This is a genomic window from Bradyrhizobium sp. HKCCYLS2038, assembly GCF_051167655.1.
Taxonomy (GTDB): Bacteria; Pseudomonadota; Alphaproteobacteria; order Rhizobiales; family Xanthobacteraceae; genus Bradyrhizobium.
Genome location: NZ_JBNPTM010000001.1, coordinates 359,059 through 384,075, shown reverse-complemented (window position 1 = coordinate 384,075; position 25,017 = coordinate 359,059). Strand labels below are relative to the sequence as shown.

Below are 25,017 nucleotides of genomic sequence, written 5' to 3'. Positions count from 1 at the left end.
CGGCGCTCGGTTGAACTCGCCAGCCCCTGGCTCTATGCGTGAGCGATGAACATCGCCCTCACCGCCAAGCCGCTGAGTTCCTGGCCGCGCCACCGCGCCGACCTCCGACCCGCGCCGTTCCTGCCCATGAGCCGGAAGGAGATGGACCAGCTCGGCTGGGACGTCTGCGACATCGTGCTGGTCACCGGCGACGCCTATGTCGACCACCCCTCGTTCGGCATGGCGATCATCGGCCGGCTGCTCGAGGCGCAGGGCTTTCGCGTCGGCATCATCTCCCAGCCGGACTGGCACTCGGCCGAGCCGTTCAAGGCGCTGGGACGCCCGCGCGTGTTCTTCGGCGTCACCGGCGGCAACATGGACTCCATGGTCAACCGCTACACCGCCGACCGCCGCATCCGCAGCGACGATGCCTACACGCCGCACGGCGAAGGCGGCAAGCGGCCGGACCGCTGCACGCTGGTCTATGCGCAGCGCTGCCGCGAGGCGTTCAAGGACGTCCCCGTCGTGCTCGGCGGCATCGAGGCCTCTCTTCGTCGCATTGCGCATTACGACTACTGGTCCGACAAGGTGCGCCGCTCGGTGCTCGCCGACGCCAAGGCCGACATCCTGATCTACGGCAATGCCGAACGCGCCGTGATCGAGGTCGCGCACCGCATCGCCAGCGGCGAGGCGCCGAGGGACATCCAATCGGTGCGCGGCACGGCGCTGTTCCGCAAGGTGCCCGAGGGCTACGTCGAGCTGCATGCCGACGATCTCGACTCCGCCGACGAAGGTGCCGCGCGCGAAAAGGGCGACGTCGTCATCCGGCTGCCGTCCTGCGAGCAGGTCGAGGCCGACAAGGAAGCTTACGCCCGCGCCTCGCGCGTGCTGCACCGGGAGAGCAATCCCGGCAATGCGCGTCCGCTGGTGCAGCGTCATGGCGACCGCGACCTCTGGCTCAATCCGCCGCCGATCCCGCTGACCATGGCGGAGATGGACGCGGTCTACGACCTGCCCTACGCCCGCGCGCCGCATCCGTCCTATGGCGATGCCAAGATCCCGGCCTGGGACATGATCAAGTTCTCGGTCACGATCATGCGCGGCTGCTTCGGCGGCTGCACCTTCTGCTCGATCACCGAGCATGAGGGGCGCATCATCCAGAGCCGCTCGGAAGGCTCGATCCTGCAGGAGATCGAGCGCATCAGGGACAAGACGCCGGGCTTCACCGGCGTGATCTCCGACATCGGCGGCCCCACCGCCAACATGTACCGGATGGCGTGCAAGGACCCGAAGGTCGAGGCCGCGTGCCGACGGCCGTCCTGCGTCTTCCCCGTGATCTGCCCGAACCTCAACACCTCGCATGACGATCTGATCCGGCTCTATCGCAAGGTGCGCGAGGTCAAGGGCGTCAAGCGCGTGATGGTCGCCTCCGGCGTGCGCTACGACCTCGCGGTCGAGAGCCCGGCCTACATCAAGGAGCTGGTGACGCATCACGTCGGCGGCTATCTGAAGATCGCGCCCGAGCATACCGAGCGCGGCCCGCTCGACAAGATGATGAAGCCGGGCATCGGCACCTATCACCGCTTCAAGCAGATGTTCGATGCGGCCGCCGCGCAGGCGGGCAAGAAGTACTACCTGATCCCGTATTTCATCGCGGCCCATCCGGGCACCAGCGACGAGGACATGATGAACCTCGCGCTGTGGCTGAAGAAGAACCGCTACCGCGCCGACCAGGTCCAGACCTTCCTGCCGTCGCCGATGGCCACGGCGACCGCGATGTACCACACCGGCGTCAACCCGCTGCGCGGCGTGCGCCACGGCGGCAGCGACAAGGTCGAAGCCATCAAGGGCCTGAAGCAGCGCCGCCTGCACAAGGCCTTCCTGCGCTATCACGACCCCGACAACTGGCCCGTCCTGCGCGACGCGCTCAGGGCCATGGGCCGCGCCGACCTGATCGGCTCGCGCCCCGACCAACTGGTGCCGGCGCATCAGCCGCCCGGCACCGGCAAGGCCGCCGTCACGCGCCGTCCTGTCCGGCCTGAGCCGCGCCCGCAGCGCTTCACCACCAAGGGCGTGAAGATCAGGAAGTAGCTCGGACGGCGCGGTCTTGTCATGGAGGCACGCCCTCGCATCCCCTCCGCTGTCGTCCCGGGCTTGACCCGGGACCCATAACCACAGGGAGATGTGTTGGGCACTGTCTGAGCCACCTTCCTGCCTCATGCGTCCGCCGGTGGTTATGGGTCCCGGCTCAAGCCCGGGACGACACCGAGTTTGTTGTAGCACCGTTCCAACTCACACCCTCCGCCGTCATCCCGGACGAGCGCGCAGCGCGCGCGAAGATCCGGGATCCATAACCACAGGCAGACGTGTTGGGCACATCCTGAGCCACCTTCCTGCCTCACACGTCCGCCGGTGGTTATGGGTCCCGGCTCGAGGCCGGGACGACACCGAATTTGTAGGAAGGCCGTGCCAACTCACAGGCATGACGAGCACCGCGCGCGACACGCTCCACGCCTCGCATCCACTGCACGATGTTTGCAAACAGCCCACCGCGGCCCCGCGTCGCAGCCGCGCCCGGGTCATGCTGTCGATATCGCCCTCGACAATGAGAGGGCGCGGGGAAGACCGGACCTCGACTGAGGCCCGTGGCCCGCCTGCAGAAAAAAATGCAGGCGGCAGGTACCACGAGTCCAGCCGGACAACCCGGCCTTCCCCGCGCGCTGGTTTTAACGGCTGCTTCGCGATCTCCCTGGGGACCGGGCTGTCTTGCCCCCATCACCGGCGAGACGCCGTTGGGCATCATCGACCGGCTTGACCTCAGCGTCGGGAGGCCAGGACCACGCGACTTGACCGTACGTCCCAGGCTCATTCGCCGGCCCCGCTTGCGCGAAAGCCCCAAGCCCGACACGTCCATCGCTCCCCGCTGCTACGCTCCGTGACGATCGGCCGAAACGCCCCTCTTCATCGCGAACGGGATGGCCGAGAGCATCGATCTGATTTGCCCGACGACACAAGCCGCGCGGACTGCGACAAACTGGCTCGACGGGCATTTGGTGCATGGGACGGATGCAAAAGCTTCAGTATCGACTACCCCAAAAACAGCGGTCAAACATCGGATCTGCTATCATTTTCCTTTCCGGTTCGCGCCATAGCCGAAAAACGCTTTCGCTATCCTTTCGCGATCAATCACAGCTTCAGAATTCAGCGATTCAGTCCCGTCAACGGACGCCGAAGGACCGATTAGGAATTGACCAGAATCCTGCTCTTTACGGACTAGTTCTGGGGGAGCCAAGGTAACAGTCTCACCTTCGACGATAGACACACCCAGAAACGCATCTCTCAACTTGTCCCTACTAATTCGGAAGCGCACTTTGGCTGGCTCAGCTGGAGCCGAAGCGCCCTCATTCCCAATCTGTGAAACAAAAACAAAATACCTCATCTGGTCCGGATTTCCAGCCAAAACAACATTCTCTTCCTGATTAGAACACCCATCACCTAATAGAGTGTTCATATCATCAGTCATCACAATCTTGTGGCTAATTCTATCATTTGCCGACTCAGCAGCTGCACATCTTGCTCTACGCAAAACCTGTTCGGCACAAGAGTAACCCAATGGGAATTCAGTCACCAACACCAGGTAGCTTCCAAAAGAGACCTCGTGCCTTGGCGCAACTGCGAGCGCCACAAGATCGCCCGTAGGCTCTTCCCCCGGGGCAAAAACAAGACCCCTCAAGCGCCTTTGCGATTTGGCCGTCTTAACTAGCGACTGCTCCGCACCAGCCAGCACAGAACCAAGCTTTCCAGGATCGCTCCCTGAAAGCTTGTTCATTGCCAAAAGCGCCCCAAGATAACGCCAGCCGAGGGAACGGACAAATATCCCTGCCTTTTTGTCCAAAAGCTCACATGGCTCATAAAAAGAGCCGCTGCGGAGCATTGGAGGAAAAACTGCATCAACACGTGGAAACGTCAGACAATCGTCAATCCCGCCTTCTTTTGGGACAGACCGACTTGCCGGCAGACCACAATAGCTCGCCCAAATGTCGTTACCAACACTGCACTTAATCATAGTGTCGGCAGCTTCCGATACCCGACTATGATCCAGATACTCAACCTGGGAGCACAGCTCTGACACCCTACTTGCTAGATCCCGAACATTGCCACCTTCGAACGGAGCAACCGATACACGCCGGTGCCGCTCCGCAACAAGCCGCACGATAGCGTCTAAAGCCGCATGATCGTCTCTTGTTTCAGCTATCATCGCACATTGCCTCGTTACTGCTGAAGCTTTAGGTCAGCGCGATCAGGGAGCACGGACCTGGCGTACTCCAGAATCAGCGCATCATGGACACAGGCCCATTTCAGAATAAGTTCATTGAGGCGCTGAGTTGCGGTTAGCGGCCGACTTTTTGACTTAGAGGCCTCTCGCTCAACCAGGCCAAAAACCTCGGAAGCCGCAACGATATTCTGCACTCTAGTACTTACTTTTGCCAACTCTTGAGGCGACTCCGCCAATTTTGTCGCTAATCCGTATGCCGTCATTGCTGACGTTGAAAAATGCCGCACCAAACCAACGTGACTCAAATGCTCATCTAAAACGAAAGCAGACTCTCTCCAGATCACCAACAGTACTTGGAAAGCCTCTTCGTCGAACAATTGCTTCTGAAAACTAATAAGGTCCTTCCGGTCAACACTGACAATTGGATGGGGAACAACCATATCCCGCAGAAGTTCAGGATAAATACTATTCAGCGCACCAGCGAGAGTCCCAGCGCGCAACGCCACGACGACCCGCGCTGCAGTCTCTTGCGGATCCATCAGATGTTTCCAAAATTCGTGAGCAGGTATTCTTTGCATTTGGAATGGCTTCCAGCACGCCCGCAGCGCGGAAAACCACGATAATTCGCAGTCAAGGCCCGGTCCATTCTCGTAATTCCTGAGGCAGAATTGTTAGCTCAACCGATTGTGAAATTTCCATAAAGAAACGGACTATGCAACGTCCACGAGCAACATGCTCACAAAAAGCGACAAGGCCAAAGCACTCATCGAATACCTAAATTTCATTGTCCGAGCGATGCAGGTAGAGCTCCCCTACTCCACATCGGAAAGGGACGCGGCATGTATTGGTTGATCGCAGCACTGTATGCAGGCATCGTAGTCGCATATGTGATCATGGCTCTAGGCGGCCATCATTAGCGCGCTACGCAACTGCGGTCCGGTGAGTATGTTACGGACCATTCGGCAACAAGTGCGGCCGATCGCAGCCGCTATTGCAATCTGCACCACGAAAGGACGGGTAATAAGACACCGCGGGACGGATGACTAACCCCCAACGGCTACAGTGACAGCGCACGAACCTACTTGGCAAGCAACGAAACGCACTGCTGGCTAGGGATCTTAGGAGTTCACCGTCTCGATCCTATTGAGCACCCTGCCCCTCTCGCGCTTCGCGATCTGGACGTCGTAGTCGGTCTGCAGATTGAGCCAGAGCTCCGGCGTCGTGTCGAGCGCCTTGGCAAGCCGGAGCGCAGTGTCGGCTGTGATACCGGTCTGCTCGCTGGCAATACGCTCGATCCGGGTCCGCGGCAAAGCGCAGACTTTGGCCAGCGCGCCCGCGGACATTCCGAGCGGGACCAAGAACTCCTCCCGGAGGACCTCACCAGGATGCATCGGCTTCAGCTTCTTGGCGGCGCCCTTTAGTGATCATCCGCGGCTTCGACATCCGCCGGGCCTAATCCATCCAACCCCAAATTCCCCCGACCTAGCAGCTCGTATCCCCGCCGGCCCAGCGGTAGATGTGGCTGCTCAGGGGGCCTGCGCCCAGGGGATTGGCGACCTTGATGGTCACGCGCGATCCGGAGCCGGCTTTTTCGATGCGCGCCGCGACGAAGTAGTTCATCTTGATTCCATAGCTGCCCGCGACCAGGCGAAACTCCGCGAAGCCGCGGTCGCGGTGCAGTTCGCCTTCGGACTCGATCTGTCCATGGGTCGGATTGGACACATGCTGGCCGGGCGGATAGCAGCGCTTGCCGGTCTCGTTCAGACGCCGGAAGATCTCCTCGTAGTTCTCGGAAAAGCTCCGGCTGTCGGCCACGTCGCGCGAATTCAAGCCCTCCGGCGACATCGAACATCCACCGACCACCAGCACGGCGATCGCCGCCGCAGGCAGAGCTGCCTTGATCCCCATCGTCCATCCCCCTGCGCCATCGATCGCATCGCCCCGAGCGATCACCATGCCACCGGATTCACATACGTCGGTTCGCTCGTGCCGGACAAGAGCCAGGCGGCAACACGCGGGCGCGCGGCCCGTCATCATTGTCGAAGTTGAGTTCAGGGCCCGATGACGAGCGATCCGCTCGATCGACTTGTGACGGGTCATGGGAAGGTCGCCGAACCCGGGGGCGCGACCTCGCGATATTGCAGCACCACGACACGCCGCGGTTGAGATAATTTTAAGACACCCTTCGCTTTGATGATGGCGTCATGAGGCGGAGGGCTCGCAGGTGAAATCTGTTACCAACTGGTTGACATCGGCACGGTCGCCGCGGCTCGCATCCGCAGTCCTGACGATGGCCGTCATGACGGCGGCGGCCATGCTGCCGCGCGCTGCCGAGGCCCGGTCGTGCTCGCAGCAGGGCGAGGAATGCCGCGCCTGGGCGAGGAGCAAGGTTGCGGCGCAATACTACGACAGATACGTCAACCGGTGCAGTGCCGAGACCAACGCCTGCATTGCGCGTTGCAAGACCGGGATCAAGGTGTTCGTCGACGTCTTCGAAGGCGCGGGAAGCGCCCAGCAATATTCGATCGACGAGTGCCGCTAGCTTGGGCGGCGCAGGAGCGCCAATATTGGAATTTGGCCTCGTTCGTCTCGACACTGCCATGGCCGCTTGTGCCGGCCCTCCACGTCGCTCGGCCTCCTCAAGGCAACGTCCTTGACGCCCGGCCTTCGCCGCGCCGAAGCGGCTTCGATCGCGCCGGCGGGCCGAGCCCGGACACGACGGATTGACCCATCGCAGGGTTGCTCGTCGCGACGGCCTGATATCTTCATAGGCGATCGCCCTGAGACTGGAGAGAGCCATCATGCCGACCATCGTCATCACCGGCGCCAGCGACGGCATCGGCGCGGCCGGCGCGCGGCAGCTGAAGGCGCGCGGTCACGAGGTCGTGCTGGTGGGCCGCAACCCGGCGAAGACCGCGGCGCTCGCACGCGAGCTGAATGCGCCGTTCCACACCGCTGATTACACGCAGCTGTCCGACGTCAAGCGGCTCGCGGCCGAGCTTGGTGAGCGTGCCCGGATCGACGTGCTGGTCAACAATGCAGGCGGCATCATGGGCCCGCGCGAGCTCACCGCTGATGGCTTCGAGAAGACCTTCCAGGTCAACCATCTCGCCGCGTTCCTGCTGACCCGCCTGCTGCTGCCACGCCTCATCGCGAGCCGCGCCCGGGTGATCCAGACCGCGAGCGCCGCGGCCAACATGTTCGGTAGGACCTTCGACGTCGCCGACCTCAACAATGAGCGCAGCTACACGCCGCTCGGCGCCTATGGCCGCAGCAAGCTGGAGAACATCCTGTTCACCCGTGAGCTCGACCGCCGGCACCGAGCCGACGGCATCGCGGCGGTCTCCTTCCACCCCGGCGTGGTGCGCAGCAATTTCGCCAGCGAGACGACGCCAATGATGCGGCTCGTCTATCACTCGCCGTTGAAATACTTTCTGCCGCTCACCCCGGCCCGCAGCGCACCGCGACTCGTCTGGCTGGCGGAGGGTGCGCCGGGGACCGAATGGGAGTTCGGCGCGTGCTATGCTGGCCGGCGTCCGATGACGGTCGCCTATCGGGATGATGGAACGGCAGCGCGCCTGCTGTGGGAGCGAAGCGAGGAGCTCGTCAAGCCATGGCTCGCCTGATCGCCGCTCGCGAGGTGGCGCGCGCGTCCCGAGCGGCTGATAGTGATGGCCTGCACGAAAACGGCTGACACGTGCAGACATGGCGCTGCTATCATCCGCGGCGCACGGCTGGCCGAGGCTCCGAGCGGCCGCCATGACCGCGACGATACGTCAGCGAGGTTCCGCGCGCGTGAAAGCCACCGCCCTGCATCCGCTCACCGTCGCCGCAGCGGTCATCGCGATCGGCCTCGCCGGTCTTGGCTACGGCCTATGGTCCGTCATGGACGATTTCGGCGCATGCGCGACCGTCGAGGAGCGGTCGATCCCATCGCCCGACGGCCGGACCAGAATCGTGGTGTTTGGCCGCGCCTGCAATGCGACCGTGCCGCTCAATACCCAGCTCAGCGTCAGTCCGGTCGACGGGCGGTTCTCGCCGGAGACGAGCCCGCCTTTTCTGGTCACCCGCGCGTCGTCCATCACCGCAGCCTGGCGGTCGAACACCGAGGTGGAGGTCGAACTCCCCGGCGACGCCGTCGTGTATCGACAGGACAAGCGCGTGGGCAATATCGGCGTTTCATATCATTGACCGTGCGACAGCACGGCAACGACAAGGCTGCGCTGTCGCGGGATCGCCGCTCCGCGCCCCGCTTCAATGCATGCTGATGGCCTGCAGATGCATCGCGAGCATCATCGAATCATGGTGCGGCTCGGCGGTTTGCGAGGCAGAGGCCGACATGTAGTCATGGGCGCCGGTGACGTGGGCATCGGCGCCGTTCGCCGCAGCGACGTCGGCCTGCGCATTAGCCAGCACCTGCGCGGCGCCGGCGGCATCGCCGAGCTTGGTCAGGCTGGCGGCGGTTTCGGCGGCAACGGCGGCATTGATCGCGGCGGCCTGCTGCGCGGTCTGCATTGGCGCGGCGACGCCGGCCGCGTGCGGGATCTGCGCCAGCAGCGCCGCGGTGTCGGGCGTCGAGATGTTGTAGCCGAGCGCCTCCAACACGACGAGGTCGATCGGCGACAGCGTCTGCGACGTGGTCGGATTGTAGAACTCGTTCAGCGGATCGTTTGCGCCCTGGATGCCGGTATTGAGGAAGTCGGCCGGATCCGACATCTGGCCATAATCGGCGATCTTGGTGACCCCGCCATCGAGCGAGAAATAGGCAGCAGGGCCGGAAGCGATGTTGTTGTTGATCAGATTGTGGCCTGGCCGGGTGAAGTCGGACAGATCGAAGATGTCGAGATTGCCGGGCGAAGGCACGCGCCCGAGCGCATGCGACAGCTCGTGCAGCGCGACGCCGACCAGCGACTGATTCGGAATGTCGGTGTTGAAGATGGCGAAGCCGTCCTGCGTCGTGGTGCTGTTCGGATCGATCAGGCCGAGCACCTTGGCCTGGGCGTTGGCGACGAACACCTGGGAGTGGCCCTGGATCCCGGCGGTGGTCGGCAGATTGTCGAACACCGTGTCGCCGGCAGCGGCGTGGGTCTGCAGATCGTTTCTCACCTGCGTGTAGCTGGCCAGCACGCCGTTGCTGACATTGGCGCCGGCACCGCCGCCGGTGCCGGCGAAGTCGATCGCGAGATTGACCGTGGCCTGGTCCGTGATCGCCGACGACAGGATCGCCGCGGCCTGCTCTATTCCGGCGCGAAAGCTCTCCGGCGCCGCTGCGGCGGCGGCATCGAAGGTGAGATTGAAGGTGAGACCGCCGGTGTGCACCGCCACGGTCTCCGAGCCGTCGGCGTTGAACACGGGAGCCGAGACCGCGCCCGCCGGCAGCGCCGCCGCCGGTGTCGCTGCCCCGACCATCGCGTTCGGGGTCGCGGCCGCTGCCGGATCCAGCGCCTTGAGCGCGTCATTGCTCAATCCGAGCTGGTCATAGGTCAGCGTGTTCATTGTACGGACTCCTCCCGACGTGCTGGGATCGCCAGCTGCGAGCCATTTGCAGGCCGGACGTTCGTCGGCAAGTGAGTGCAAAGTCTGACGCAGCCGGAACCACTTCTGGGCAATCGCGTCATGGTTTGGAACGACGCTGATTTCGCCCTCGATTGCCGCGCCGCTGGCCCGTTATGCGGCGATTGCTGTGGTCAGTCGCACCGGATGGAGGCAATCTGTCGCAGGCGCCCGCCGCAGATCGAACCAACCCCATCACATCGAGAGCCTCCCATGAAGATGCGTCAGCTCGGCCGTTCCGGCCTCGTCGTTCCGCCCCTCTGCTTCGGCTGCAACGTGTTCGGCTGGACGGTCGACGAGGCGGCCTCGTTCCGCCTGCTCGACAAGGTGCAGGACGCCGGCCTCGTCTTCCTCGATACCGCCGACGTCTATTCGCGCTGGGTGCCCGGGCACACCGGCGGCGAGTCCGAGACCATCATCGGCAAATGGATGAAGCTGCGCGGCAACCGCGCTCATGTCATCCTCGCCACCAAGGTCGGCATGGACATGGGCGACGGCAAGGTCGGGCTGAAGGCCAACTACATCGCGCGTGCGGTGGAGGACAGCCTGCGCCGGCTGCAGACCGATGTCATCGACCTCTATCAGTCGCACAAGGATGATGAAGCGACGCCGCAGGAGGAAACGCTCGCGGCCTATGACAAGCTCATCAAGGACGGCAAGGTGCGCGTCATCGGCGCCTCGAACTTCTCCGCCGCGCGGTTGCAGGCGGCGCTCGACATCGCCAAGGCGAATGGCCTGCCGCGCTATGAGAGCCTGCAACCGGAATACAGCCTGGCCGAACGGTCGTCCTACGAAGGCGCGCTGCAGCAGGTGTGCGAGCAGAACGAGGTCGGCGTCATCACCTTCTTCTCGCTCGCCGCGGGCTTCCTCACCGGCAAGTATCGCTCGGAGGCCGATTACGGCAAGAGCCCGCGCGGCCAACGCGGCATTCCGAAATACATGAACGAGCGCGGCATGCGCATTCTCGCGGCGCTCGACGCGGTAGCGCAGGAGACCGGCGCGCAGCAGGCATCGGTCGCTCTGGCGTGGCTGCTGGCCAAGCCGTCGGTGACCGCGCCGATCGCGAGCGCCACCAAGCCGGAGCATGTCGACTCGCTCGTCGCCGCGACACAGCTGACGCTGACGAAAGACCAGATCGCGCGGCTCGACGCCGCCAGCGCATGAGCCTTCGCACATCGCACGGCTGACTTGCGACGCGCGTTCGCGCGGCGAACGGTCGCATATAATCGTGAAGGATGCGGCATGCGCGCGCGACAATTTCGACGCGCGCGCATCGCGCTTCCAGCACAGCTTTGGAGCAGGTTGGGCCGATTTGTAGCTTCTTGTGCATCATCACGCCGATGACAAAATTCGGCCGAGATCGAACTGTTGAGTGCACTGCCAGATTGGAACGGTTCGAAAACTACGTCCGGGGGGGCAGCTGTGGTGCGTGGTCGTGTTAGCGCAATCATTTCGGCGATCGTCGTGGCGGCAGCCACTGCGCAAGGTTGCCATGCACAGGCGCAGCAGACGCCGCCGCGTCCGGCGGCCGGCGCAGCTACGATCGGCACGCTGCCGGATCGTGAATCGCTGAACTCCGGAACGGTCACGGTGATCACCGCGCCGATCGGTGGCCCGATGTCGGTGATGGGCTCCGACATGGCCGCGGTGCTCGACGAAGGCGAGAGCCTTCGCGTGCTGCCGATCCTCGGCAAGGGCTCGGCGCAGAACCTGGTCGACATCATCATGTTGAAGAACATCGACATGGGATTCGTCGCGACCGACGCGCTGGAATTCGTCAAGACGGAATATAACATTCCCGACATTTCCCAGCGCGTGCGCTACATCGCGCAGCTGTTTCACAACGACGTCCACATCGTCGCGCGGCGTGAGATCCGCTCGCTTCAGGATCTCAACGGCCGCCGCGTGTTCGCAGAGCGATCGATCGGCCTGCCCGCGGCGCGGACGATCTTCCGCAAGCTCGGCATCCAGGCCGAGATCGACTCGCAGACCGACCCGACCGGCGGCCTGCAGAAGCTGATCGACGGCCAGGGCGATGCCTGGATCGCCTCGGTGTCGAAGGACGCGCCGATCATCAAGGGCATCAAGAACGAAGGCGGGCGGCTGCATCTCCTGCCCGTGCCCTATGACCGCGTGCTGCAGGACGTCTACCTGCCGACGACATTTTCGTCGGAGGAGTATCCGAACCTGGTGCCGCCGGGCGCCAGGGTCGACGCGGTCGCTGCCCCGACCGTGCTGATGGTCTACAACTGGCCCGAGAACACCGAGCGCTATCGCCGCACCGCGCGGTTCGTCGATGCCTTGTTCGGCAAGATCCAGATCCTGCAGTCGCCACCGCGGCATCCGAAATGGCGCGACACCGTGCTGTCGGCGCCCGTGCAGGGGCTGGTGCGCTTCAAGGCCGCGCAGGACTGGCTCGACGGCGTCAGCCAATCGCCGGCACAGAACGCCAACCCTGCCGAATTCCGCAAGTTTCTCGACGAGCGCAAGGCGCAGGCGCGGATGTCGTCGGGCGAGGCGGCGAAACTCTACAGCGACTTCCTGAAGTGGCAGCGGAGCAAGGACCAGCGCTGAGGCACCTCGCCGCTGCGCGCGACCGCGAAAACATCCAACGTCGCGCTTGAATTGTTGTGCGGCTCTCTTGCTATCTGCTAGGTCTTGCGCATCGCGCTGGGCTGGCTGGGAGAGCGAGTGTCTCTGACACGCGAACGGATCGAGGGACTGGCGCCCGACCAGGCTTCACTCGCCGCGGCGTTGAAGCTGGTGAAGCCCGCGAACTGGCCGGTTCTGGCTGCGAGCACCGATGCCGAGGTGCTGTGGGGCGAGTGCCAGGGCTCCGGCGCAACGCCCTATCGCGTCGTCACGGCCGTCGACGGTGGCGGCTACAAATGCACCTGCCCGAGCCGCAAGTTTCCCTGCAAGCACGTGCTCGCCGTGCTTTGGCTGCGCGTCGACAAGCCGGAGCGGTTCGAGAGCGCGAGCCCGCCGCAATGGGTCGAGGACTGGAGTGCGCGCCGGCGCGGCAGCAGCGGCCGCCCGCCGGGGAAGCCGAAGGCGGACGCCGATGAGGCCGCCGCGACGCCGTCGCTCGATGCGGCGCTGAGCGAAGCCGCCGCCGTTGCGCCCGTCGATCCGAAATCGGCCGCGCGTGCGGAAGCGCAGCGCGAGCGCATCAAGGCCGAGCGCGAGGCGGCGATCCTTGCCGGGCTCGACGAGCTCGAGCGCTGGACGGCCGATCAGCTGAACCAGGGCCTTGCCGATTTCGCCGCCCGCGCCGCAGCCGCCACGCGGACGCTGTCGACACGCCTCGTCGACGCCAAGGCCGGAGGTCTCGCCGCGCGGCTCGATCAGCTCGGCACCGAGCTGTTTCGCATCGGTGACGAGCGCCGCGCCGATGTCGCCGCCGAGCGGCTCGGCGCGCTGACGCTGATCGCGTCGGCCTATCGGCATCAGGACCGGCTGCCGGCGCCATTGCGCGAGGATGTCCGCCGCGCGGTCGGCTGGTCGTTGCGCCGCGAGGAGCTGCTCGCCGACGTCAACGCGCCGCGCGCCAGCAGCGTGTGGATCGTCGCCGCCAACCTGTCCGAGGTGCAGCCGGACAAGCTGCGCCGTCTCGAGACCTGGCTGGTCAATACGCGTGACGACGGCAGCCAGCCGCGCACGGCGGTGCTGATCGATTTCGTCCCGGTCTCGGGCGGCGGCGCCGGATTTCCGTTCGCGCCCGGCGAGGTCATCGAGGGCGAGGTCGTGTTCTATCCCTCGGCCGCGCCGCTGCGCGGGCTGCTGGCGAGCCGCAAGACGGCCGCCGCTGCATCCTGGCCGCGACCTCTGCCTGGACTTGCGCCGGCGCTGCAGGACTACGCGACGACGCTCGCCGCACTTCCGTGGCTCGATCGCTGGCCGCTGCTGCTTGCCGGCGTCGAGCTGCGCCCTGCCGGCAAGGGCGCGCTCGCGATCACCGACTCCAGCGGCGGTGCCGTTGCAGTGGACCGCGGCCAAGTCGAGCAGTTGACGCCATTGCTCGGCCTCGACGAGCTCTGCCTGCTGTGTCTGTGGGACGGCCGCGTTGCGCAGGTGCTGGCCGCCGAGACGCCGCTCGGCCGCTGGCATCACGAGGAGTGAGGATGGCGAGCCCGATCGATCCGCCAATCCACGCCCGGCTGCGCCAGTCGTTCCTGCTCGGCCTCGCACGACAGCCGCTGGCGGTGCCGCCTGCGCTCGCCGCGCTGCTGCCGCAAGGGCGCGAGCCCGCGTTGCCGCTGCTGGCGCTCGCCGCGCAGTGGCAGCGCTTTGCCGGCGCGCCGGCGCCCGTCGCCGATGCCGTGCCGGACGCGGCGCGGCGGCTGCATCAGGACGCGCGGCCGATCCTGCCCGAACCGGCGCGGCGCGCGCTCAAGGCCCTGGCGCGCAGCGTCGAGAAGTCGCTGGCGTCGAACGTCCTGCCGCTGGCGCTGCGCCGGATCCAGGCCGCCGGCTGCCGGCTGCATCCGTTCGATCTGCCGGCCTTCCTGCCGCATGTGAAAGCGAATGCGGAGGACCTCGGCCTCGCCGAGCGCGCCTTCCTCGCACTGGTCGCCGCCGATGCCGATGACGATGCGGCAAAGGGGTTGTTCTTCGAACGGATCACCGCTGAGAACTGGACCACCTTCCCGAAAGCGCAGCGGCGCGCCTTCGTCGCCGGGCTGCGCCGCGACGATCCGGCCGCCGGGCGCGCGCTGGTCGAGTCCGCGTGGAAGAGCGAGCCGGCACCGGTGCGCGCCGCGCTGCTCGATGCGCTCGCGGTCGGCCTCGGGCCTGACGATCAGGCATTCCTGGAGAGTCTCGGCACCGATCGCGCCGAGAGCGTCAAGCAGATCGCAGCACAGCTGCTGGCGCGGATCGCCGACCGCGGCGCGAACGGCACGCGTCTCACGGAGGCCGCGCAATGCTTCAAGCGCGCCGGGTCGCTGCTCGCCAAGATCGGCCTGGCCGCGGCGACGACGCTCACCTTCAAGCTGCCGAGCGACGGGCTGAACTGGCAGGAGGCCGAGGCGCTGCGTGAGCGGCTGTTCGGCGGCCTGCAGCTCGGCGCACTTGCCACCGCCGTTGGCGCGCCCCCTGAGGCGCTGATCGCGGCGCTGCCGCTGTCCGAGCATCGCGTGCTCACGCTGCTGATGGAGGCCGCCGCAGCCGAAGGCGACGACGATGCCGTGCTGCGCATCATCGGCGCGCGCCTCGAGACCAATGAGGCCTTGAGCGGATATACGCTGATGTCGCTCGCCGCGAAGGCGCGACAGCCGCTCGCGCCGGCCGCCGCCGAGCGCGTGATCGCATCGCCGGGCTGGACCAAGGCGGTGCAGGACCTCGCCGAGGCGACGACGCCGGCGGCGCAGAAGGATGACGGCCGCCTGGTGCTGATGGCCGCGCTGATGCCTTCAGCGACGATATCAGCCTTCATGGCCTCCCTCACTGCGCTCCCGCTTTCGACCACGCGGGCGGCGAAGGATTTCACCGATCTCGTTCTCGCGTTGCCGACGTAGCGCGCGACGCAAATGCCCGGAGCATGCCGATGACCACTGCCGGTACCACTGTCGATGCGAGCCCGAAAGACGCCCAGCTGCGCCGCTCCGCCGAGGCGCTCCACGCCCACGAGCTCGATGCCCTGGCGCAGGAGGATACACGGCCGCGGCCGGCGCAATGGCGGCTCTCGCCGCAGGCGGTCGTGACCTACCTGATGGGTGGCCGCACCAAGTCCGGCGTCGAGATCTCGCCGAAATATATCGGCAACCGCCGGCTGATCGAGACCGCGGTGGCGACACTCGCCACCGACCGCGCGCTGCTCATCCTCGGCGTGCCCGGCACCGCCAAGTCGTGGGTGTCGGAGCATCTCGCCGCGGCGATCTCGGGCTCGTCGGAGATGATCGTGCAATGCACCGCCGGCACTGACGAGAACCAGATCCGCTATGGCTGGAACTACGCGCTGCTGCTAGCCAAGGGCCCGTCGCGCGAGGCGATGGTGGCGACGCCGCTGATGCGGGCGATGGAGGCCGGCCGCATCGTGCGCTTCGAGGAGCTGACCCGCATGCCCTCGGACGTGCAGGACACGCTGATCACCGTGCTGTCGGAAAAGCTGATGCCGATCCCGGAGATCAACGATTCCATTCACGCGACGCGCGGCTTCAACATGATCGCGACTGCGAATGCGCGCGACAAGGGCGTCAACGAATTGTCATCGGCCTTGAAGCGCCGCTTCAACGTCGTGGTGCTGCCGCTGCCGGCCGATCTCGACGAAGAGGTGAAGATCGTCACCAAGCGCGTCGGCGAGATCGGCGGCGGGCTCGAATTGCCGACAATCGCGCCGGCCGACCAGGAGATCATGCGCATCGTCACGGTGTTTCGCGAGCTGCGCGACGGCCAGACGCTCGACGGTCGATTGAAGCTGAAATCACCCTCCGGCTCGCTGTCGACGGCGGAGGCGATCGCGGTGACGATCGGCGCCTGGGCGGAGGCCGGCCATTTCGGCTCGGGCGTGATCGATGCGCAGAGCATGGCGGCCAACCTGGTCGGCGCGATCGTTAAGGATCCGGTGCAGGACAAGGTCGTGCTGCAGGAATATCTCGAGACCGTGGTGCGCGAGCGCAAACCCTGGGCCGATCTCTACGGCGCCATCCGCGACGTGATGTGACATGGCCGCGGCAACGCCCGATCGCCTGCATCTGCTGGGTATCCGGCATCACGGCCCGGGCTCGGCGCGCGCGGTGCTGTCAGCGCTGGACGCCGCCGATCCCGCGGAGGTGCTGATCGAAGGCCCGCCCGATGCCGATGAGCTGATGGCGTTCGCCGCCTCTCCGGCGATGGTGCCGCCGATCGCGCTGCTGGTGCACGCGCAGGACGACCCGGCCAACGCCAGCTTCTTCCCGTTTGCGGTGTTCTCGCCGGAATGGCAGGCGATCCGCTGGGCGCTCAGGAAGCAGCGGCCCGTCCGCTTCATCGATCTGCCCGCGTCGCATCGCCTCGCCGAACGGGCGAAACCGAAGACGGCCGAGCCCGGCGATGGCGAAGCGGCGCCGGAGGATGCCGGCGCACTAGCGCAGGCCGAGCCCGAGATCATCAATCCCGAATTGGCGAAGATCCGGCGCGATCCGCTCGCCTATCTGTCCACGCTCGCCGGCTATGACGACAGCGAAGCCTGGTGGAATGCAATCGTCGAGCAGGGCACGCATGGACCGGAAATCTTCGCCGCGCTGGAAGCCGCCATCGGCGCGCTGCGCGAGACGATCGATCCCCTGCCCTATCAGCCTGCGGATGAGGCCGAGCGCGAGCTGCGCCGCGAGGCGCATATGCGACTGGAAATCGCTGCAGCGCTCGGCGCGCAGGACGGACCTGTCGCGGTCGTCTGCGGCGCGTGGCACGTGCCGGCGCTGCGCCGGAAGGTGGCGCTGAAGGATGACCGCGCGCTGCTGAAGGGGCTGCCGCAGATCAAGGTGACCGCGACCTGGGTGCCCTGGACCGAGACGCGGCTCGCGGCCGGCTCGGGTTACGGGGCCGGCGTGATCTCGCCCGGCTGGTATGCGCATCTCTGGCAGGGCCAGCACGATGAGGCTGCCGCGCTCGACGCCACCGGCTTCACGACACGCTGGCAGGCGCGGGTCGCGGATCTGTTGCGGCGAAACGGCCGGCCGGCGTCGACGGCCTCCGTCATCGAAGCGTCGCGGCTGGCGATCACGCTGGCCGCGCTGCGCGACGTCGCGCTGCCGGGTCTGGCCGAGATGCGCGAGGCGAGCCTGGCCACGCTGTGCGAAGGCGAGATCGCACCGTTCCGGCTGATCGAGCAGCAGCTCATCATCGGACAACAGGTCGGCGAGATCGACGGCAGCGTGCCGCAGATGCCGCTCGCCGCCGACCTCGCGCGCTGGCAGCGCAAGCTGAAGCTCAAGCCCGAGGCGCTCGACAGCGACATCGCGCTCGACCTGCGCAGCGAGGCAGGTCTCGCCAAGTCGCAGCTGCTGCATCGGCTCGCGCTGATCCAGGTGCCGTGGGGACGGCTGCAGGGCTCGGGACAGAGCCGCGGCACCTTCCGCGAGAATTGGCGGCTGCGCTGGGAGCCGGAATTCTCGGTGCGTCTCGTCGAGGCGCTGGTTCATGGCACCACGGTCGCGCAGGCCGCCGGCAATGCCGCGGTCATCAACGCGCAGACCGCGACGTCGCTGAACACGGTCGCGGCCATCGTGCGCGGCTGTCTCGAAGCCGGCCTGACGCAGGCGGCCGAGACGACGATTGCGCTGCTGCAGCAGCGCTCGGCCGCGACCAGCGACGTTGCCGATCTCACCGAGGCGGTGCCGCCGCTCGCCGAGATCCTACGCTACGGCACCGCGCGGGAGCTGCCGACCGAGGCGCTGCGCGTGCTGGTGATCAGCCTCGTCGAGGCGATCTGCGCCGGCCTGGTCTACGCCTGCCGCAATTTGCAGGCCGATGTCGCGGCCGAGTTGCGCGGCAGGCTGGTTCGGCTCGACGTTGCGATTGGACTGATCGAGGACAGCGGCCTGCGCGACGGATGGCGCCGTGCGCTTGCCTCGGTCGCCGCCGATGCGTCGACGCATCCGCTGCTGAAGGGACTGGCGAGCCGCGCGCTGTACGATCAGGGCACCGTGTCGCCCGAGCAGACCGCATTGGTGCTGTCGCGCGCGCTGTCGTCCAGCGTGCCGACGCTCGAGGCCGGTGACTGGCTCGACGGCTTCCTCGGCCAGAGCGGCCAGGTGCTGTTGCACGATCACGCGCTGCGCCGGATCATCGACGGCTGGCTGGCGGCGATCGACGGCGAGGCGTTCAACAATCTGCTGCCGGTGCTGCGCCGCGCCTTCGCGAGCTTCGACCGCAGCGAGCGGCGGCGCCTGTTGGACGAGTTGGCGAGGCAGCGGCCGCTCGCGATGCCGGCCACGGCCGACACGACGCCGTCGCAGCCGCTCGCGCCGCTGCCGGCCGGCGCGGCCGGCTTCGATGCCGCCCTGCCGCTGCTGCTGACCATCCTGGGCGCCGACCGGCCGATGAAGGACGCCACTCCATGAGCGATGATGCAGATGCCGAGCGCAATCGCCGCTGGCGCCTCGTGCTCGGCGGCGACGATCAGGCCGGTCTCTCCGATCGCGACCGCCGCCTCGATGCCGCGCTCGCCGGGCTTTATGACGCCGGCGGCGGCGGCAGCAAGCGCGGCGGCGGACGGCGCGGTGGTCTCGGCGGCTCAGCGCCCCGGGTCGCGAGCTGGCTCGGCGACATCAGGGAGTTCTTCCCCGCGCCGGTCGTGCAGGTGATCCAGAAGGACGCCTTCGAGCGGCTCGGCCTCAAAGAGATGCTGCTGCAGCCGGAGTTTCTCGCCGCCCTCGAGGCCGACGTGCATCTCGTCGCCGACCTGATGGCGCTGCGCTCGGTCATGCCGGAGAAGACCAAGGCGACGGCGCGCGATGTGGTGGCGAAGGTGGTGAAGGAGCTGATGGAGAAGCTCGACGCCCGCACCACCGAGACGATCCGCGGCGCTGTCGACCGTCGCCGCAGGACACGGCGCCCGCGCGCTGGTGACATCGACTGGCCACGCACCATCGGCAAGAATCTGCGCCATTGGCAGGCCGAGCATCGCACCATCGTGCCGGAGACCCTGGTCGGACACGCCCGCGCGGCGCGGCGGACCAACCTGGAGGAAGTCATCCTCTGCGTCGACCAGTCGGGCTCGATGGGCACCTCCGTGGTTTACTCCTCGATCTTCGCCGCCGTGCTGGCCTCGATCCCGGCGATCGCGATGAAGCTCGTGGTGTTCGACACCAACATCATCGACCTCACCGAGGAGCTCGCCGATCCGGTCGAGGTGCTGTTCTCGGTCCAACTCGGCGGCGGCACCGACATCAACCAGGCGCTGGCCTATTGCGAGCAGCTTGTGCGGGAGCCGTCGCGGACGCACATGGTGCTGATCAGCGACCTGATCGAGGGCGGCATCGCCGAGCAGATGCTGGCGCGCGCCAAGGCGCTGGTGTCGTCCGGCGTCAACCTGATCGTGCTGCTGGCGCTCAACGACGACGGCCGCCCGGCCTATGACGCCAAGCATGCCGCGATCCTCGCCTCGCTCGGCTGCCCGGTGTTCGCCTGCACGCCGCACCAGTTTCCCGACCTGATGGCGACCGCGCTGAAGCGCCAGGACATCTGGTCCTGGGCCGCCGCGCAAGACATCAAGCTGGTGCGCCCGGAGGACGGCGGCGATTAGTTCGAAATGCAGGACATCGTCCGGACACAGGCAAGCGGGACAACATGGCGCATGTGATCTATTTCACGACGGACCGTTTCGATCCTGCCACCGAGCCGCCCAACCCAATCAACCCGATTCCGGGACATTCCGTCCTGGCGTGGCTGTGCTCCGAACTCCAGGCGTTGGGCTACGACACGACCGACACCGGCGCTGAAGACTGGGGCTGGTATGCTTATACGAAGAGCGGGCCGATGACCTACATGCTCGGCGCCAGCGGCGAACCGAAGTCCGGCAAGCATTTTCACTGGATCATCGCGATCACTGAACGTCGCAGCTTGCGCGACCGACTCTTCGGCCGAAACAAGATGTTGGCCGACGACGAGCTGGCCGCCACCGTCGAGCAGCTGCTCCGCGCGCAGGACGACTTTCGGATCGAGTCCATCGAGAAGGAAGCGTGAGGTGCAGGATATCAACTGGTCTAGCAGCGCGAAGCAGCAATGAAGCGTCTCGTTCTGACTTCCATCCTGCAGCTCGGTCGTTACGCGGTGCTGCCGCTGGTCGCGCTGGCAGGCGGTTTGCTGTTCGCCTGGCTGATGTTGCTGGACGACTATACGCGGATCGCTCTGATCACCGCCCCTGTCATGTTCTGCGTGGTGGCGGCTGCTGTCGCGCTGGCGCTCGGGATCCTGTTCGTGCCGGCGCGGCGCGAGCGGAGCAATGTGCTGGACGAAGCCGTGGCTCCGGCACTCTGGCGGATCTGGCGAGAGCTCGATCCGTCCTTCGCCAAGCCAAGACGGACGCTGCGCGTCAGCGCCGAGTTCAACGCGTCGATCGGCGAGACGCGCGGCTTTGCCGGGATTTTCGGGCGGCATATCACGATGACTGTCGGATTGCCGCTCCTGATGATTCTCGATGAGCGCGCGGTGCGCGCCGTTATCGCGCATGAGGTGGCGCATGCGGAGCTGCAGCACATCACAGGCGGCCGCAACCTGCACGACTTCCTGCAGGCCTGCGAAAATGTGCTTCATTATGCAAATCCCGATCGCACCGTCACCGGCCGCCTTGCGGAGGTGCTGCTGCGCTCGCTGCTCACTTGGCTCGATAGCGAGTATCTTGCCCTGTCGCGCCGCAACGAGCTGGCCGCCGACAGCCGCGCTGCAGACCGGGTGGGACGGACTGAGATCACCCGCTCGCTGGTCTTGACGGCCGGGAGCACGACGCGCCTTGACGACCTGGTGTTCACTCCTCTGCAGACCGATCTGCTGGGCGCCATCAGCGTGCCCGTCGCGCCGCTGCAGCGCATATCCGCCCGGCTTGTGGACATCCGCGATGATCAGGAGCTGGTCATCGCGACGACAAGGGCAATGCAGGGCGAGACGGACGATCCGAACGCCACACACCCTCCGTTCGGCCAACGGCTCGCTAATCTCGGCCATGCGACCATCCCCGCTGTCGATCAGATCGGGGCTCCGGCTATCGAGCAATTGCTCGCGCCGGATGCGGTACGGGACCTAGCTGCGAAACTCGATGCGGAATGGCGCAGGACGGCCGAGAGGTGGCTTCGGGTCGGCGGGTGACATCGGGTCGCTCCGGGGGGTGCCCCCCAGTGGAACTCGGCGCGAGGCTATGCTATAAGGCCCTTGTGCACGATCTCCGAAACCCTTCGGTACAGCGCGCGCTGCTCAAGGCCGACATCCAGGCCGACGAGCCGGATTGGACATCCGCGCGACAGGATCTATGGCGGCGCATCACCGCGCACGATTTCGAGCCCGACACGCCGTTCAACTTCACCCAACGGCTGGCCCGCGACCATGGCTGGAGCCTCGATGAGGCCCGGGCGGCGATCGAGGCCTATCGCCGCTTCTGCTTCCTGGCGATGGTGTCACCGACGCCGGTGACGCCGAGCGAGGTGGTCGACGAGGTCTGGCACCAGCACCTGATCTACTCACGCGACTATTGGACGATCTGGTGCGGCGACCGGCTGCAGGCCGCGCTGCATCACGATCCGACGCCCGGCGGCCCGGAAGCGCAAATGACCTACCGCCGGCAATACGCCGAGACGCTGGCGCTGCACGAACGCTTCTTCGGGCCGCCCAGCCCCGATCTGTGGCCGGCGACACACATCCGTTTCGCCGGCCCGCGCTATCACGTCACCGACCGCAATCACTGGTTCATCCTGCCCCGGCCTCGCGCATGGCTGCGGCGGCTTTTCAGGAGATGACTATGGCGCTCAATCCGTTCGACTGGACGGCCGGCCCATTCCTGCTGTTCTATGTCGCCTGCGCAGGCGTCCTGTTCTTCATCGCCTTCCAGGCGCGTCACATGATCGGTCCAGCCGCAACCACGATCCATCCATTGACCGAGCTGGACCTGGCCTATCTAGCCGGCGGACCGCACCGCCTCGGCGATGTCGTGCTGCTCGGCCTAGCGGCTCAAAAGGCCGCGACGCTGACGCCGCGCGATCACAAGATCACGGTGTCCGACAAGGCACCGCTCGCCGGGTTGATCGACCGGCCACCACAGATCAAGTTCGGCGCGGAGATGTCGCGGCATGAATTCCAGCGCGCCTTGGTGCCGCTCACGATGCGCGTCGAAGACCGGCTGCGGGCGATCGGCTACGCTCCGACCGGGCCGCAGATGACGGCGTTCCGCAGCTCGCTGTTGCCCTTCGTCGGCGCACTCCTGCTGTTTGGCGTCATCAAGGTCGTCGTTGGCGCTGCGCGGCATCACTCGGTGGAATTCCTGCTCATTCTGCTCGCGGCAACTTGCTTCGTCGCCTACATCTCAACCAGAACGCCGACGCGGACACGTGCGGGCAGCGACGCACTCCGGCACTACGAAACATCTCACGCGCGCATCGCCCGCGCGCCGCGTGAGCACGAATTGCTGATGGCGGTCGCGCTGTCCGGCGCGGTGGTGCTGTCCGGCACAGCCTATGCCTCGGTGCTGGCGGCCTCGAAGACGTCGAGCAGCGGCAGCGGCTGCAGCGGTGGGGGATGCGGGGGTGGTGGCGGCGGCTGCGGCGGTTGCAGCTGACAGTCAGTTGCTCTCAGCCGTCATCGATAGCGAAGTCTTTCCTCGGACTGCGCAACGCGGCATCATGGCCGCCATGAGCGACGCAACACAACTCGTACGGCGCGGCATCGGCCATTCGACCAATCTGGTGGGACGCCCGTCGGAGTGGCTGGCGAGTTGCGCGTTCAACGACACGAGCGCGCCGCTGCACATCTGGGGCGTCACCGAGATGAACCCCAGCCTGTTCACGATGCTCGGCCAGGCCGAGGATCTCGGTGAGGCCGGACAGGCGTTCTCGACCTACATGATGGCGATGTTCGGCCTCGATCCCGAACAGCGGGTAGCGCCCGCTCGCGGCGAGCGGCGGTTTCGCGCGTCGTTCCTGCGCCTGATCCAGGGCTGGGGGTTCGACAGCAACGGGCCGGAAGGCGCGGTGCTGAAAGGCTGGGTCGAGAGCCGTTTTGGCCTCGGCCCCTCCTATCACAAGGAGATCATCGAACGCGTGGCGAGCCGGGCCTGGACGACCTATGTCGAAGAGAAGATGTCGAGCCGCTTCCACACCAACGCAATCTGGGTGCAGCTCGACCTGTTATTCGAATTCTGCCAGTGGTCGATCCGCCGGTTCGCCTTCCCGGGCGAGACTCACCTGACGCTCCACCGCGGCATCAATTCCTTCGACGAGCATTGGATCCTGGAGCAGACCACGCGGCGTGAGGCGGTGATCCGGCTCAACAACCTGGTCTCGTTCTCGTCCGACCGCGACGCCGCCGGCTGCTTCGGCGACATGATCCTCACGGCGCGCATTCCCGTCAGCAAGATCGTGTTCTTCAACGACCTGCTGTCGTCGCACGCGCTCAAGGGCGAGGGAGAATATCTCGTGATCGGCGGCGATTATCGCGTGAACGTCAACTATGTCTGAGCTCGCTCCACATGAGCGCGCCTGATGTCGGCGAGCGCGCGAGGAGACAAGCCGTGATGACACGCTCAGCGAGTACTGCTGGAGGCGGTCCTGGTGTGGCGTGACGTCTCCCTGACGATGTTCTTGAGCGCGCTGATCGCGCTCACGATCTGGATCGGCCTGCCGCGCCGCAAGGCGAAGCGACAATCGGTGCCATTTGATCCATCGCGAGCCTACCGAGTCTACACAAGGGAGTTCGACGTCGAAATCGATGCCGAGGAGCTGGACGGCTTCCTGGCCATGCTCGATCCGGATGGAAGCTGGGCGAAGCGCTATCCTGCGGTCGATCCTGCGCCGCTGTTCGCGCTCGAAAAGGAGTTGGCCGCGCGAGCTACGACGGGCGGCGAGCCGCCCGTATCGATCCAGGCGGACGATAGCATAGTGACGCTGCTGATCGATCATTCCGGATCGATGCGCGGGGATCCCATGCTGTTCACGGCCCGCGCCGCGCTGGTCGCCGCCGATCTACTGAAGCGAATCGGCGCCAAGCACGAGGTGCTCGGCTTCACCACCGCCCGCTGGAGGGGCGGCCGGAGCCGGGAGAAGTGGCTGCGGGATGGACGGCCGCCTTATCCCGGCCGGCTGAATGACCTGTTGCACATCGTCTATTGCAGCGCCGGCGAGACGCTGACCCCGCAATGCTGTGCGGCGATGCTCAAATCTGGACTTCTCAAGGAAAACATCGACGGCGAGGCCATCGCGTGGGCGGCTGCGCGCCTGCGGCAACGCGCGGAGCGGCGCAAATTTCTGATCGTGCTGTCCGACGGCGCGCCGGTCGACGACTCCACTCTGTACGAGAACGGCGAGAGCTATCTCTATCATCATCTGCCCGAGCAGATCCGCCAGATCGAGGCTACGGGGGACATCCGGATCGCGGCGATCGGAATTGGCCAACACCCCGTCGACCGCTACTACGGCGACGGCATCATGGTCGGCTCCCCCGAGGAGCTGGAGAGCACCGTGGTGGCTGTCATCAAGCGACTGTTGAACGAAGGCACCTGAAGCCTTCGCCTGAACCTCTCCAAG

Annotated in this window: 22 protein-coding genes; 17 read left to right on the top strand and 5 right to left on the bottom strand. The window is 65.9% G+C overall.

Features of this window, described 5'->3' with window-relative positions; translation table 11 throughout:
• Nucleotides 1–45 precede the first annotated feature (45 nt).
• Complete coding sequence (locus ACQR1I_RS01720; RefSeq protein WP_434865453.1) at nucleotides 46–2,070, top strand: YgiQ family radical SAM protein; 2,025 nt, start codon at nucleotides 46–48, stop codon at nucleotides 2,068–2,070.
• A 1,033-nt stretch (nucleotides 2,071–3,103) separates the two neighbouring features.
• On the opposite strand, the gene ACQR1I_RS01715 is transcribed toward ACQR1I_RS01720, so the two are convergent.
• The 4 genes from ACQR1I_RS01715 to ACQR1I_RS01700 all read right to left on the bottom strand — a co-directional run bounded on the left by ACQR1I_RS01715 (nucleotide 3,104) and on the right by ACQR1I_RS01700 (nucleotide 6,355).
• Nucleotides 3,104–4,237, bottom strand: a complete 1,134-nt coding sequence (locus tag ACQR1I_RS01715) for a hypothetical protein (RefSeq protein ID WP_434865452.1) — start codon at nucleotides 4,235–4,237, stop codon at nucleotides 3,104–3,106.
• A 14-nt stretch (nucleotides 4,238–4,251) separates the two neighbouring features.
• On the bottom strand, nucleotides 4,252–4,794 hold the full coding sequence (locus ACQR1I_RS01710) for a hypothetical protein (protein WP_434865451.1): 543 nt from the start codon (nucleotides 4,792–4,794) through the stop codon (nucleotides 4,252–4,254).
• Between the two features lie 579 nt (nucleotides 4,795–5,373).
• Nucleotides 5,374–5,646 (bottom strand): HigA family addiction module antitoxin, encoded by a 273-nt coding sequence (locus ACQR1I_RS01705; protein WP_434865450.1) that lies wholly within the window; start codon nucleotides 5,644–5,646, stop codon nucleotides 5,374–5,376.
• A 91-nt stretch (nucleotides 5,647–5,737) separates the two neighbouring features.
• A complete protein-coding gene (locus tag ACQR1I_RS01700; RefSeq protein WP_434865449.1) occupies nucleotides 5,738–6,355 on the bottom strand; it encodes a hypothetical protein in 618 nt (205 codons plus the stop codon).
• Between the two features lie 124 nt (nucleotides 6,356–6,479).
• On the opposite strand from ACQR1I_RS01700, the gene ACQR1I_RS01695 reads away from it, so the two are divergent.
• The 3 genes from ACQR1I_RS01695 (at nucleotide 6,480) to ACQR1I_RS01685 (ending at nucleotide 8,446) form a co-directional block, all read left to right on the top strand.
• The gene (locus ACQR1I_RS01695) at nucleotides 6,480–6,797 is read left to right on the top strand and encodes a hypothetical protein (RefSeq protein WP_434865448.1); all 318 of its coding nucleotides are present in this window, start codon (nucleotides 6,480–6,482) and stop codon (nucleotides 6,795–6,797) included.
• Between the two features lie 259 nt (nucleotides 6,798–7,056).
• Entirely contained in the window at nucleotides 7,057–7,881 is an 825-nt protein-coding gene (locus ACQR1I_RS01690; protein ID WP_434865447.1) for an SDR family NAD(P)-dependent oxidoreductase, read from the top strand.
• A 133-nt stretch (nucleotides 7,882–8,014) separates the two neighbouring features.
• Nucleotides 8,015–8,446, top strand: coding sequence for a hypothetical protein (locus ACQR1I_RS01685; RefSeq protein WP_434865446.1), 432 nt, complete (start codon nucleotides 8,015–8,017; stop codon nucleotides 8,444–8,446).
• 63 nt (nucleotides 8,447–8,509) lie between these two features.
• On the opposite strand, the gene ACQR1I_RS01680 is transcribed toward ACQR1I_RS01685, so the two are convergent.
• Nucleotides 8,510–9,751, bottom strand: a complete 1,242-nt coding sequence (locus tag ACQR1I_RS01680; protein ID WP_434865445.1) for an NF038122 family metalloprotease — start codon at nucleotides 9,749–9,751, stop codon at nucleotides 8,510–8,512.
• 270 nt (nucleotides 9,752–10,021) lie between these two features.
• Between ACQR1I_RS01680 and ACQR1I_RS01675 the strand changes: the two genes are divergently transcribed.
• From ACQR1I_RS01675 to ACQR1I_RS01615, 13 genes are all read left to right on the top strand, one after another.
• Nucleotides 10,022–10,972 (top strand): aldo/keto reductase, encoded by a 951-nt coding sequence (locus ACQR1I_RS01675; protein WP_434865444.1) that lies wholly within the window; start codon nucleotides 10,022–10,024, stop codon nucleotides 10,970–10,972.
• A gap of 294 nt (nucleotides 10,973–11,266) precedes the next feature.
• The gene (locus ACQR1I_RS01670) at nucleotides 11,267–12,382 is read left to right on the top strand and encodes a TAXI family TRAP transporter solute-binding subunit (RefSeq protein ID WP_434865889.1); all 1,116 of its coding nucleotides are present in this window, start codon (nucleotides 11,267–11,269) and stop codon (nucleotides 12,380–12,382) included.
• A gap of 117 nt (nucleotides 12,383–12,499) precedes the next feature.
• Nucleotides 12,500–13,930: an SWIM zinc finger family protein gene (locus ACQR1I_RS01665; RefSeq protein WP_434865443.1), complete on the top strand. Its 1,431-nt coding sequence runs from the start codon at nucleotides 12,500–12,502 to the stop codon at nucleotides 13,928–13,930.
• 2 nt (nucleotides 13,931–13,932) lie between these two features.
• Entirely contained in the window at nucleotides 13,933–15,327 is a 1,395-nt protein-coding gene (locus tag ACQR1I_RS01660; protein WP_434865442.1) for a DUF5691 domain-containing protein, read from the top strand.
• 29 nt (nucleotides 15,328–15,356) lie between these two features.
• Nucleotides 15,357–16,472: an ATP-binding protein gene (locus tag ACQR1I_RS01655; RefSeq protein WP_434865441.1), complete on the top strand. Its 1,116-nt coding sequence runs from the start codon at nucleotides 15,357–15,359 to the stop codon at nucleotides 16,470–16,472.
• A 1-nt stretch (nucleotide 16,473) separates the two neighbouring features.
• Nucleotides 16,474–18,852, top strand: coding sequence for a DUF5682 family protein (locus tag ACQR1I_RS01650; RefSeq protein WP_434865440.1), 2,379 nt, complete (start codon nucleotides 16,474–16,476; stop codon nucleotides 18,850–18,852).
• Nucleotides 18,849–20,036, top strand: coding sequence for a vWA domain-containing protein (locus ACQR1I_RS01645; RefSeq protein WP_434865439.1), 1,188 nt, complete (start codon nucleotides 18,849–18,851; stop codon nucleotides 20,034–20,036). Before ACQR1I_RS01650 ends, ACQR1I_RS01645 begins: the two co-directional genes overlap by 4 nt.
• Nucleotides 20,037–20,080: 44 nt before the next feature.
• A complete protein-coding gene (locus ACQR1I_RS01640) occupies nucleotides 20,081–20,476 on the top strand; it encodes a hypothetical protein (RefSeq protein WP_434865438.1) in 396 nt (131 codons plus the stop codon).
• A gap of 39 nt (nucleotides 20,477–20,515) precedes the next feature.
• Entirely contained in the window at nucleotides 20,516–21,595 is a 1,080-nt protein-coding gene (locus ACQR1I_RS01635) for a M48 family metalloprotease (RefSeq protein ID WP_434865437.1), read from the top strand.
• Between the two features lie 65 nt (nucleotides 21,596–21,660).
• On the top strand, nucleotides 21,661–22,239 hold the full coding sequence (locus ACQR1I_RS01630; protein ID WP_434865436.1) for a glycine-rich domain-containing protein: 579 nt from the start codon (nucleotides 21,661–21,663) through the stop codon (nucleotides 22,237–22,239).
• Between the two features lie 2 nt (nucleotides 22,240–22,241).
• The gene (locus tag ACQR1I_RS01625) at nucleotides 22,242–23,054 is read left to right on the top strand and encodes a TIGR04222 domain-containing membrane protein (RefSeq protein WP_434865435.1); all 813 of its coding nucleotides are present in this window, start codon (nucleotides 22,242–22,244) and stop codon (nucleotides 23,052–23,054) included.
• Nucleotides 23,055–23,118: 64 nt separating this feature from the next.
• A complete protein-coding gene (locus ACQR1I_RS01620; protein ID WP_434865434.1) occupies nucleotides 23,119–23,952 on the top strand; it encodes an NAD(+)--dinitrogen-reductase ADP-D-ribosyltransferase in 834 nt (277 codons plus the stop codon).
• A gap of 93 nt (nucleotides 23,953–24,045) precedes the next feature.
• Complete coding sequence (locus tag ACQR1I_RS01615; RefSeq protein WP_434865433.1) at nucleotides 24,046–24,993, top strand: cobaltochelatase CobT-related protein; 948 nt, start codon at nucleotides 24,046–24,048, stop codon at nucleotides 24,991–24,993.
• Nucleotides 24,994–25,017 lie beyond the last annotated feature (24 nt).